At 75.2% G+C, this 11443-nt stretch carries 9 protein-coding genes; 3 read left to right on the top strand and 6 right to left on the bottom strand.

Annotated features, from left to right (window positions below):
* Positions 1 to 817, bottom strand: an 817-nt coding sequence (locus ACFOY6_RS22670; protein WP_379652310.1) for a CCA tRNA nucleotidyltransferase, incomplete at its 3' end; no start/stop codon positions are given.
* Between the two features lie 121 nt (positions 818 to 938).
* Here ACFOY6_RS22670 and ACFOY6_RS22665 point away from each other — a divergent pair.
* The 3 genes from ACFOY6_RS22665 to ACFOY6_RS22655 all read left to right on the top strand — a co-directional run bounded on the left by ACFOY6_RS22665 (position 939) and on the right by ACFOY6_RS22655 (position 3582).
* Entirely contained in the window at positions 939 to 1175 is a 237-nt protein-coding gene (locus tag ACFOY6_RS22665; RefSeq protein WP_379652309.1) for a CsbD family protein, read from the top strand.
* A 122-nt stretch (positions 1176 to 1297) separates the two neighbouring features.
* Positions 1298 to 2650, top strand: a complete 1353-nt coding sequence (locus tag ACFOY6_RS22660) for a dihydrolipoyl dehydrogenase family protein (RefSeq protein ID WP_379652308.1) — start codon at positions 1298 to 1300, stop codon at positions 2648 to 2650.
* A 5-nt stretch (positions 2651 to 2655) separates the two neighbouring features.
* Positions 2656 to 3582 (top strand): NAD(P)/FAD-dependent oxidoreductase, encoded by a 927-nt coding sequence (locus ACFOY6_RS22655; RefSeq protein WP_379652307.1) that lies wholly within the window; start codon positions 2656 to 2658, stop codon positions 3580 to 3582.
* 28 nt (positions 3583 to 3610) lie between these two features.
* Here the strand turns inward: ACFOY6_RS22655 and ACFOY6_RS22650 are convergent, their stop codons facing one another.
* The 5 genes from ACFOY6_RS22650 to ACFOY6_RS22630 all read right to left on the bottom strand — a co-directional run.
* Positions 3611 to 5521, bottom strand: a complete 1911-nt coding sequence (locus ACFOY6_RS22650; RefSeq protein ID WP_379652306.1) for an AsmA family protein — start codon at positions 5519 to 5521, stop codon at positions 3611 to 3613.
* Between the two features lie 130 nt (positions 5522 to 5651).
* On the bottom strand, positions 5652 to 6281 hold the full coding sequence (locus ACFOY6_RS22645) for an ankyrin repeat domain-containing protein (RefSeq protein ID WP_146201967.1): 630 nt from the start codon (positions 6279 to 6281) through the stop codon (positions 5652 to 5654).
* 81 nt (positions 6282 to 6362) lie between these two features.
* A complete protein-coding gene (locus ACFOY6_RS22640; protein WP_109518851.1) occupies positions 6363 to 6716 on the bottom strand; it encodes a hypothetical protein in 354 nt (117 codons plus the stop codon).
* A gap of 61 nt (positions 6717 to 6777) precedes the next feature.
* A complete protein-coding gene (locus ACFOY6_RS22635) occupies positions 6778 to 8868 on the bottom strand; it encodes a hypothetical protein (RefSeq protein ID WP_379652305.1) in 2091 nt (696 codons plus the stop codon).
* 154 nt (positions 8869 to 9022) lie between these two features.
* The coding region (locus ACFOY6_RS22630; RefSeq protein WP_379652304.1) for a DUF4159 domain-containing protein at positions 9023 to 11443 on the bottom strand (2421 nt) is incomplete at its 5' end.

The following is an 11443-nucleotide window of genomic DNA, read 5'->3' as shown; positions in this document are numbered from 1 at the left end:
GGCGCAGCAGCGCGGCCAGGCGCCGCACCGGGTCGGGCGGCGCGGCGAGGCGCTGCAGCGGCGCGAGCTCCTCCGCCTCGGGCAGCACGGCGGCCAGCACGCCGGCCTCGCGCATCAGCGCCAGCGCCCCTGCCGGCTCCGGCGCCTCCAGCAGGCGCTTCAGCTCCATCCACACCCGCTCGGCGGAGAGGCGGGCGAGCCCCGGCACGGCGGCGCGGATGGCGGCCAACGCCGCCGGATCCGGCGCGCCGCGGCCATAGCGGGCATGGAAGCGGAAGAAGCGCAGCACGCGCAGATAATCCTCCGCCAGCCGCGTCGCCGGGTCGCCCACGAAGCGCACGCGGCCGGCGGCGAGGTCCGCCCGGCCGCCGAAATAGTCCCAGAGCGCCCCTTCGGCATCCATCGACAGGGCGTTGATGGTGAAGTCCCGCCGCGCCGCGTCCTCGCGCCAGTCCTCGGTCCAGGCCACGGTGGCGTGGCGGCCATCGGTGGCGAGGTCCCGCCGCAGGCTGGTCACCTCCACCGGCTGGTGGTCCAGCACGGCGGTGACGGTGCCGTGCTGCAGGCCGGTCTCGAACACCTTCAGCCCGGCCGCGCGCAGCCGGGCGGCGATCGCCTCGGGCGGCAGCGGCGCGGCCACGTCCACATCGTGCACGTCGCGGCCGGCCAGCGCATCGCGCACCGCGCCGCCCACGGCGCGCGCCCCCGGCAGGGCGGCCAGCACGGCGGCGGGGGCGCCCTGGCGCAGCCAGCCGGGCGGGGTGATGCGGTCGGCCGGCGGGTCGCCGGGCGGAAAGCCGGTCGGGAGAGAGGTCATGGCGGCGCAGGCACAGCACGCGGCGGCGCGCCACGCAACACGCATCCAATCAACCCGTGCCGCGTTCAACCGGCAGTCCGCCGCGCCAGCCGGCGCGGCACCATGACCAGGAGAAGCAAAGATGGACGAGAACCGCGTGACCGGCGCCGCCCGCGAGACCGTTGGCCGTGTGCAGGACGCCGTGGGCGGCATGACCGGCAACCGCGACTACCAGGCCCGCGGCATGTACAACCAGGCGCAGGGCTCGGCCGAGAACGCCCTTGGCCAGCTCTGCGACAATGTGCGCGAGCAGCCGCTGACCTCGCTCGCGATCGCCGCCGGCATCGGCTACATCCTGGGCCGCCTGCGGATCCTCTGACCCCGCAAGGAGGCATTGGCGGGGGCGCCGCGGCGCCCCTGCCCCACCGGTGCCTTTCCTGACATGGCAACCCTGCGGCCCGGCACGGTGTTGCCTTCCTGCCCATCGCGCAGGAACTTCTGATGCCGGACAGCGAACAATTCGATCTCGTCGTCCTCGGGTCCGGCAGCGCCGGCACCAAGGTCGCCACCACCTGCCGGAAGGCGGGCTGGTCGGTCGCCGTGGTGGAGGCGCGCGATTTCGGCGGCACCTGCGCCCTGCGCGGCTGCGAGCCGAAGAAGGTGTTCTGGACGGTTGCCGAGGCCACCGAGCGCGCCCGCAACCTGGCACCGCACGGCGTGGCCGGCGGCGATGCGCTGCGCCTCGACTGGACCGCCGCCCAGGCCTTCAAGCACAGCTTCACCGACCCGGTGCCGGAGAACCGCGAGGCCGCCCTGCGCGCGGCGGGCATCGTGCCGATCCATGGCCAGCCGCGCTTCCTGGCGCCCGACACCCTGACGGTGGGCGAGCGGCGCCTGGCGGCCCGGCATGTGCTGATCGCCACCGGTGCCGCTCCCGCCCACCTGCCCATCGAGGGCGCCGACCTGCTCGCCACCAGCGACGATTTCCTGCTGCTGGACGCGATGCCGGAGAGCCTTGTGATGGTCGGCGGCGGCTACATCGCCTTCGAGTGCGCGCATCTGGCGGCCCGGGCCGGTGCGCGCGTCACCATCCTGCAGGCCGATGACAGGCCACTCGCCCAGTTCGAGCCGGACCTGGTGGCGCGGCTGCTGGAGCGCACGCGCGGCCTCGGCATCGAGGTGGCGCTGGGCTGCAAGGCGAGCCGCATTGCCCGCCAGGGCGCGGGCTTCGCCGTCGCCTGCGAGAACGGGCGGGAATTCCAGGCGGCGCTGGTGGTGCATGGGCTGGGCCGCAGCCCCTCCTTGCAGGACCTGGCGCTGGAGGCCGGGCAGGTGGCGGTGGAGAAAGGCCGGCTCTCGCTCGACCCCTATCTGCGCAGCACCAGCAACCCGCGCGTCTTCGCCGCCGGCGACGCCGCCGCGCAGGGGCCGGCGCTGACCCCCGTGGCCAGCCACGACGCCGCCGTGGTGGCGCGCAACATGCTGGAGGGCTGCCACACCAAGCCGGATTACGGCGTGGTGCCGAGCGCCGTCTTCACCATTCCGCCCCTCGCCTCGGTGGGGCTGACCGAGGCGGCGGCACGCGCGGCCAACCCCGATGTGGAGGTGCGGCAGGGCGACATGGCCGGCTACCAGTCGGTGCGCCGCACCGGGGAGACGGCGGCGGCCTACAAGCTGCTGGTGGCGCCGGGCAGCGGGCAGATCCTCGGCGCGCACCTGCTGGGGCCGGAGGCGCCGGAGGTGATCAACGTCTTCGCCGTGGCGATGCGCGCCGGCATGACGGCCGACGCGCTCGCCCGGATGATGACCGCCTACCCGACCGGCGGCTCCAACATCTCCTCCATGCTGGGCTGAGGGACATGCAGGACGAATGGGATGTGGTGATCGTCGGCGGCGGCCCGGCGGGGCTGAGCGCGGCGTTGCTGCTGGGCCGGGCAAGGCGGCGCGTGCTGCTCTGCGATTCGGGCGAGCACCGCAACGACCGCGCCACGGCCATGCATGGGTTCCTGACGCGGGAAGGCATCGCGCCGGCCGAGTTCCGCCGCATCGCCCGCGCCGAGCTGGCGGCCTATCCCGGCATCCAGGTGGCGCCGGTGGCGGTGACGGATGCCGAGGCCTGTGACGCGGAGGGCGGCTTCGCCGTCACCCTGGCGGGGCGGGAGGCGCCGCTGCGCACCCGCCGCCTGCTGCTGGCCACCGGCCTGCGCGACGAGCTTCCCGCCATCGAGGGGCTGGACGAGCTCTACGGCCGCGACGTGTGGCACTGCCCCTATTGCGATGGCTACGAGCGGCGTGACCGGCCGCTCGCCGTGCACGGGGCGGGGCACGAGGCGGTCCGCATGGCCCTGGAGGTGCGCGGCTGGAGCCACGACCTGGTGCTCTGCACCGGTGGCAGCGAGATCCCGGAGCGGGACCGCGCCAAGCTGCGCGGCCTCGGCATCGCGCTGCGGGAATCGCCGCTGGTGGCGCTGGAGGCGGCGGAGGGCCGGCTGCGCGGGCTGCGCTTCGCCGATGGCAGCGTGCTGCCGCGCGCCGGGCTGTTCCTGTCCATGCCGCAGCGGCAGCGCAGCGAGCTGGCGCTGAAGCTCGGCTGCACGCTGACCAGCGGCGGGCTGCTCCGCACCGGGCATGACGGTTCCACCGCGGTGAAGGGCCTCTACACGGCCGGCGATTCCTCGCCGCACCTGCAGATGGCCATCGTCGCGGCGGCGCAGGGCACCATGGCCGCCTTCGCCATCAATGCCGACCTGCTGCGGCAGGACCTGGCCGCCGAGCGGCGCGACTGAGGCCGGCGGAGGCCGCGCGCGGGCGGCCTCACCGCGCCCGCCGCGCCAGCCCCTCGCAGCGATTGTCCTCGCCGATGCCGAGCTGGATGGTGGGCAGCAGCGCCAGCGGCAGGGCGATGATGCCGAGCCCCACCGCCGCCCCGCCCCGCGCCCCCAGCTCCACCGGGTCCGGCAGCACGCTCGGGTCGCGGAACGGGCCGCGGATCAGGATGTCCGTGGGCAGGGAGCCGATGGTGAAGCTCTTGGCCTCGGTGCGCAGCGCATAGTCCAGCGTCTCGCGCGCCAGGTTGATGTCGCCACGGCCGCTGATCACCGCATCCTCGGTATCGACCAGCACGGTCCGGGTGGAGAGGATGCCGCGCCGCAGGCCGAGATCGGCCACGAAGCACTGCACCCGCGTGCGGTTGGGCAGGCCCAGCGCCGAGAGGATGGCATTGCCCAGCCGCAGCCCCGAGATATCGACCAGCAGGGCCGAGAGGTTGCCGCCCGCCATGCCGAGGGTGACGGCGCCGTCGCCCCGCCCCAGCATCTCCGCCACGCTGCGGCCCTGGGTCTCGATGCGGGCGGAGCCGCCGATCGCCCCCTGGCCCTCCCCCAGCGGCGTGACGCCCATCAGCCGCGAGAGATCGACGCGCTGGAAGGAGATCCCGGCCTTCGCGCGCAGCCCGCCGCCCTCGGCCGGCGCGGCGTCGAGCTGAAGCTCGATCCGCCCGCGGCCGACGCCGAAGCGCAGCGGCTTCAGCGCGATGGCGCCGTCGGTGATGGCCAGCTCGGCGTGCACATTGTCCAGCGGCATGGCCTGGCCGAGGATCTGGGCGCCGTCATAGTTCAGGCGGATATCGGCGGCCTGCAGCCTGGGCAGGTTCACCGGCGTGTCGGGCAGCACGCGCTGCCGGCGCGCCGGCGCCGCATCGCCCGGCTTGGCGCCGACGAAGCCGCCGAGATCGCCCAGGTCCACCCGCCGGGAGCGCAGGGTGGCCGTCACCAACGGGCGGGTGCCCTTGCGCGGCTCCACGGCGATGTCGCCGTTCAGGTCGCTGCGGCCGACCCGCCCTTCCATGCCGGTGAAGCGCACGGCGCCCGCCGCGTAGTCCAACTGGCCGGTGATGCGGTAGGGCGGCGTGGCAGGGATGGGCACGCCGGTCAGCGGCGTCAGCAGCGCCATGTCGGTGCCCGAGAAGTCGAGCCGCAGATTGGCGCCGGCGAAGCGCAGCGGGTCGCTCAGCGTGCCGCGCAGGCTGACCTGGGTCGGGCCGTTCTCCACCGTCAGCTCCACCGGCCAGGGATTGTCGGCATCGCGCAGCGAGAGCACGGCGCCGCCCAGCAGCCGGCCGGTGATGGGCTGGCCGGCGTAGCGCCCCTCGGCGGCGAGGCGCAGCCGGGCGGGCTGCCCCTCCGGATGCTCCGTCCCGGCGGTGACCTGCATGTCGGCGCGCAGCGGCGCCAGCGCCACATGCGCCGCCCCCTCGGTGATGCGCAATTCGCCGATCTGCGGCGCCGGCCCCGGTTCAGCCTCCGGCTCCGGCGCCGCGTCGCCCCCGGACAGGGCGGGGAAGGAATAGTTGTTCCGCCCTTCCGCATCGGCCAGCACCTCCAGCCGGGGGCGGTCGATGGCGATCTCGGGCAGCACGATGCGGCGCTCGCGGATGAAGGCCATCACGTCCACGCGCACGCGCAGGCGCGGCACGGCGGCGAAGGGCGGATCGGCCGGGAAGCCTTCCGGGTTGTCCACGCGCAGGTCGGTGAGGGTGATGTCGGTGAGCCGGCCGAGGCTGACATCCAGCCCGCCGATCTGCACGGGGCGGCCGAGCGCCGCCTCGGCGCGCCGCTCCAGCAGCGGGATGAACCAGGCCCAGGACCACAGCAGGACCAGGGCGAGGAGCAGCAGCGCCGGGATGCCGGTCCAGATCAGCACGCGGCGCAAAGGTCGTGCCGCCATGGGTCAGGCCCTCCCGCTCTTGGGGCTGCCGGCGCCGGCAGCCCTGCGGGAAGGAAAGCACGGAAAGGCCCCAGGGTTGCGTCCGCGTTCCGGCGGGGGTGGGGATCAACCCACCGCCCGCGCCGCGGGATCAGCCGCCCGGGCGCCCCGCGTCGAAGCCGAGGAAGCCACGGTCCGGCTTCGGCGCGCCGCCATCCTCGGCCCAGAGGCGCGGCGCGACGGGCGCCGGGCGGGGCTCGGCGGCCATGCGCGGCGCCGGCGACGGGCGCGGCGCCGGGCCCCGCGCGAGGGCGGGCGGGGTTGAGGGCGCGGCCGCCTGGGACGGCACGCTGATCGGCGCCGGCCCGCGCGAGGACAGCAGGAAGAAGGCGATCTCGCTGCGCCCCTGGTCCACGGCCGAATCGATCGGCGTCAGGCCCAGCATGTTGCGCGCGCCGAGGTCGGCGCCACGCGCCATGGCATCGCGCGCGGCGGCCATGTCGCCCCGGTTGATGGCGTCGAACAGCGCCTCGTTGGGGCCGAGATTCTGCCCCGCCTCGGCCGGGATCGGCGGCGCGCTGGGCCGGCCGGCCAGGCCCGGCAGGGCGGGCGGCTCGGCGCGGCGCTGCTGCGGCTGGGCTTCGGGCGTCATCGGCCCGCGCAGCCGCTGGTATTGCTCCTGGGCCTGGGCGGGCCGGCCAGGGACCAGGGCGGCAGCCAGGCCGGCGGCCAGGGCGGCACCCGTCAGGGCGAGGGAGGCGAGCATCGGGAGACGGCGCATGGCGACCTCTCTAGAACATTTTCGGCGCCCGGCGAAGCCACCCGGCGCGATCCTGGGCCACAGGGGCGGCCGGCCGCCGCGTCAGCCGCAGCCCTGGCCCCGCAGGGTGAAGCTCTCCACCCGGTCGTTGCGGATGGCGAAGGTCATGTCGCACTGCACCACCGCGTAGCTGGACGGCACGGCCCAGGGGCGGCGATAGCCGTAATAGCCATAGCCCCAGGGATCGCCCGGCACCATCACCGTCTGCCGCTGCTCGAACTGCAGGAAGCGGCGGCCCTCCGTCTCGTAGCTGCGGACGGGCACGCCGAGCTGCGCCACCAGATCCCCCTCGCTGCGGTTGATGAAGGTGGCCAGCCGCTGCTCCAGCGTCGGGCCGGGCGCGGCGCAGGCGGCCAGCAGGACTGGCAAGGCAAGGCTCGGAATCAGGCGGCGCATGGTTGGACCCTCCACACCCTACATAGGAAACGCAGGGGATGGCGGCAAAGTGGCGGCGCGATCACCGTCCCTCGCGCCGCCAGGCGACCAGCGCCAGCCCCAGCACCAGCGGCAGGGCCAGCCAGGGCGGCAGCAATGGCAGGGCGGCGATTCCCGTCACCAGATGGTCCTGGTTGCGGCGCAGCCCGATCCAGCTTCCCCCCGTGGCATCCCGCCCCAGGGCCACGCGGCGCAATTCGGGCAGCGCCGGCGCCTCGGCCGCGCCCAGCCAGTGGGCGCCGCCGCCGGTGGCGCGGGCCAGCGGCAGGGCGGCACCGGCATCGGCGCGGAGGTCGGCCATCTCCAGCGGGTTGGCGGCGGCGGCGGCGAAGGCGGTGCGGCGGCCATCGCTCGCCTGCCACACGCCGGGCAGGCCGGCGGGCAGCTCCAGCACCGCCTGCCCGCCGCCCGAGGGCTGCGGCACGCGGCGCGTGACCGTGCCGTCCGGCGCGGTGACGGCAATCTCGGGCGGCGCGCCGGCCTCGACGCTGCGGCGCGTGACGGTGAGGGTGCCGCCCTCGATGCGGGCGGTCAGGTCCTCCTCCTCCAGCTCCGGCTCCTTCATCAGCCAGTGGGCGGCGCGGCGCAGCAGCTCGGCCTGCGGCCCGCCGCCATCATGCCCGCGCGACCACAGCCAGATCTGGTCGGACAGCAGCAGGGCGACGCGCCCCTCCCCCACCCGGTCCAGCTGCAGCAGCGGGTCGCCGCCCGGGCCGTCTATCACCGTCACGCCGCTCTGCGGCTGGGCGCGGAGGTGGCGGTACCAGCGGCCCCAGGCGGGCTCGGCATTGCCGGCATTGGCGCCGGCGAGGCCTTGGGTGACGGGGTGGCGCGTGCCGGCCTCCGTCACGCGCGGGCGGAAGGCGCCCTCGGCCAGGGCACCATTGCCGGCGCCCGCCGTGGCGGGCCGGGCGGGCAGCACCTGCCCCAGCGGCGTGCCGGCGAGGCTGGACGGCCCGGTGAACTCCGGCCCCACCGAGAGCAGCAGCGCGCCGCCGCCGCGCACATAGTCGGCGATGTTGCGCAGATACATCGGCGGCAGGATGCCGCGGTTGCTGAAGCGGTCGAAGACGATCAGGTCGAACTCGCGCAGCTTCACCTGGAACAGCTCGCGCACCGGGAAGGCGATCAGCGCCAGCTCGTTCAGCGGCGTCAGGTCGTCCTTCTCCGGCGGGCGGAGGATGGTGAAGTGGACGAGGTCGACATTCGGGTCCGCCTTCAGCAGGCGGCGCCAGGTGCGCTCGCCGGAATGCGGCTCGCCCGAGACCAGCAGCACGCGCAGCCGGTCCCGCACCCCGTTCACCGTGACGACGGCACGGTTGTTCAGCGGCGAGACCTCCCCCGCCCTCGCCTCGGCGGTCAGCTCCACCACGCTCGGGCCGCCGCGCTCGATGGGCAGGGTGATGCGGTGCTCGCGCCCGAGCGGCACGCTCTCCACGCGCGGCGGGGCGCCGTCCCGCCGCAGGGTCAGGCGCACGGCGCCGCCCGTCTCGCGCGCGCCGAGATCCTCCACCACCACGCGCAGCTCCACGCTGCGGCCGACGATGCCGTAGCCCGGCGCCTCGATGACGCGGATGCGCCGGTCCGTCTCGCCCGGGGCACCGGGCAGCACCAGGTGCAGCGGCGCCTCGAAGGAGGGCTGGGCCGGGATGTCGTGCGCCTGCCCGTCGGTCAGGGCGATGATGCCGGCCAGCCGCGCGCGCGGGATCTCGGCCAGCGCCCGGTCGATGGCGGTGAACAGCCGCGTGCCCTGCCGCCCGCCCTCCGGCAGGTCGACGGTGCGCAGCTCCAGGTCGGGGAAGCGGGCGGCGGCCTGCTCGATGGCGCTGCGGGCGGCATCGAGCTGCGCGGCACGAGGGCCGATGCGGGCGGAATCGCTGCGGTCCTGCACCAGCAGCGCGATGTCCGGCCGGGTCTCGCGCGTCTCCTCGACGAGGCGGGGATTGGCCAGCGCCAGCAGCAGCACGGCGAAGGAGAGCGCCCGCCAGCCCGCGCCCCGCGCCCGCCGCCACAGAGCTGGCGCCAGCGCCAGCAGGGCCAGCAGCGCCAGCGCCCCCAGCAGCCAGAGCGGCAGGATGGGCACGAAATCGAGTCCCGAGATGGCCTGGCGCATGGGGGTTACTCCGCTGTGCAGGCAGAAGAAGCATTTCTTCTTTTTCTGAAGAAAAAGAAGCAAAAAGACTTTTCAAGTTTGGCGTCCCGCCTCTCAGCGAGTGCCGCGCCAACGAACAAAAGTTTTTTGGTTCTTTTTTCCAAAAAAGAACCCTTCAATTCCCCAGCCTTTCGAGGATGGCCGGCACATGGACCTGGTCGCCCTTGTAGTTGCCGGTCAGCGCGTACATCACGAGGTTGACGCCGAAGCGGTAGGCCAGGGTGCGCTGCCGCGCGCCCCCGGGGATGACGGCGTAGGGGTTGTTGCCCCGCACATCGACGGCCCAGGCCCCCGCCCAGTCATGCCCGCCGATGATGACGGGGCTGACGCTGTCATTCGCCCGGTCCTCCTGCCGCGAGACCCAGACCTGCCCGCCGGCGAAGCGCCCCGGCAGCTCGGGCGGCAGCAGGTAGAAGGAGCGGGTCAGCACATGCTCCGGCGAAACCGGGGCCAAGGGCGGGATGGCCAGCGGCCGCGTCACCCGCTGCAAGGCCGCGGCGGCGCCGGGGGCGAAGCCCTCGCCCGAACCCTCGCCGCGCGTGTCGATAAGGATGATGCCGCCCTGGCGCATGAAGTCGTTCAGCGCGCCGGCGGCGGCGCCGGCGGGCGTCGGCGTCTCGGCGGTGATCACCCAGTAGAGCAGCGGCAGGGTGGAGAGGTCGTCCTGCCCCGGGCGGACGGCCACCGGCTCGCCCAGCGCGGCGGCGGTGCGGCGGTTGACGTAGTCCGAGAGGCCGACGAGCCCCTGGCGCACCGTCTCGTCCAGCCCGGCATCCTCGCTGGCGACATAGCCGATGCGGGTGGCCAGCGGCATTTCTTGCGCCCAGGCGGGGGTGGAGGCCAGCGCCACCAGCAGCGGCAGCGCCGCCAGCCGCGCCGCGCGCCCGATAAGCCCGCGCTGCACGAGCGAGAGCAGCAGGTCCGCCGCCAGCAGCAGCAGCGCGGCGGCGAGCAGCCAGGGCCCCAGGTCGCGCTCCGCCGGCACGCCGCCGATGACCTGGAAGCCGGTGCCGGGCGGCGGCGCCGCCAGGGCACGCGGCGCGGGCAGGCTGGCGGAAAGGTTCAGCGCGCGGCGCTCGCCGCCCTCGCCGGGCACGCCATACCAGCCGGGCGGGTGGCGCGGCCCCGGCGCCGTCTCGGCGAAGCGGTTGGCGGGAATGGCACCCGCCCCGCCCGGCGCGGGCCCGAGGCGGCCGAAGCCGTCCATCGTCTCCAGCGGCGCCAGCGGCTGGCTGCCCTCGGCGCCCGCCACGCCGGAGGAGAGGGCCACGACCCGCCGCAGCATGTCGATGAACAGGCCGGAGAGCGGCAGGTTGGACCACTCGGCATTGGCGGTGACGTGGAACAGCACGATGCGCCCCGCCCCGCGCGCCTCGGCGGTGACGAGCGGCGTGCCGTCGGCCAGCCGCGCCCAGGTGCGGTCCGACAGTTGCGGCCCCGGCTCGGCCAGCACCTGGGTGGAGATGGCCACCTCGGCCGGGGTGGGCAGGCCGGCGAAGGGCGAGCTGTCGGCGAAGGGGGCGAGGCCCTGCGGCTGCTCCCAGGAGAGCGCGCCGCCAAGCTGCCGCTCCCCCGCGCGGAGGCGCACCGGCAGCAGCGGGTCCGGCGCCTCGGCCAGGCGCGGCCCGGCGAAGCGGATCAGCGTGCCGCCCTCCTCCACCCAGCGGGCGAGCGCGGCGCGCTCGGCGCCCTCGGGCAGCGGGCGGTCGGCCAGCACCATGACGGCGAGCTGGCGGGAGAGCAGCGGCGCGACACCCCCCTGGCGCAGCTCGGCATAGGGCTCCAGCGCCCGCTCCAGGTAGTAGAGCGGGCCGATCAGCGGCGTGGAGGCGCCCTGCTCCACCGGCCCGACCAGCCCGACGGGGCGGCGGCGGAAACGCTCGTCCAGCAGCACGGCGGCGCCGGCCGTCTCCTCCCCTTCGATCTCCAGCCGGGTGATCTGGTTGCGGATCTCGATCGGCAGGTCGAGCGCCGCCTCGCCCGCCTCCCCTCCGGCGGCCACGGGGATGATGGCGCGGGCGAGCGCCCTGCCATCGCCGGTGCGGGCCAGCACCGCCACCTCGCCCGCCATGGCGGCGGGGGTCTGGCGCAGGGCGAGGTGCAGCCGGTCCGGCTCAGCGCGGGGCGGCAGCAGCAGGCGGGTGGCGCGGCCCTCGGCGCGGGCGAGGGTCAGCGGGCCGGCGGCGGCGAGGGCCGTGGCGAGCGGCGTGAAGCCATCCCCCTGTGCCTGGTGCTCCACGCCATCGGCCAGATAGAGGCTGGCGAAGCCGCCGGGGTTCTGCGGCACCCAGGCCTGCAGGGCGGCCAGGGCGGCGGCGCGGTCCGGCGCCCAGGGCTTCGGGCGCAGCGCGGCGAGCCGGGCGCGCAGCGCCTCGGCCGCCATCAGCGCGGTGGCGCGGAGCGCCTCGCCATTCTCGGCCGGCGCGGTGGTGAGCAGGGCGGCGCGGCGGCCCAGGATGGTGCACGCAAGCAGCCCGCCGGTGCCAAGGGTGCCGGCCCAGACCGCCTCCGTCCCTGCCGCGAGCATCAGCATTGT

Origin of the sequence: Teichococcus aestuarii (assembly GCF_042651065.1) — a bacterium.
Taxonomy (GTDB): Bacteria; Pseudomonadota; Alphaproteobacteria; order Acetobacterales; family Acetobacteraceae; genus Pseudoroseomonas; species Pseudoroseomonas aestuarii.
The sequence above is the reverse complement of the archived record's forward strand: the minus strand, read 5'-3'. Positions and strand labels throughout refer to the sequence as shown.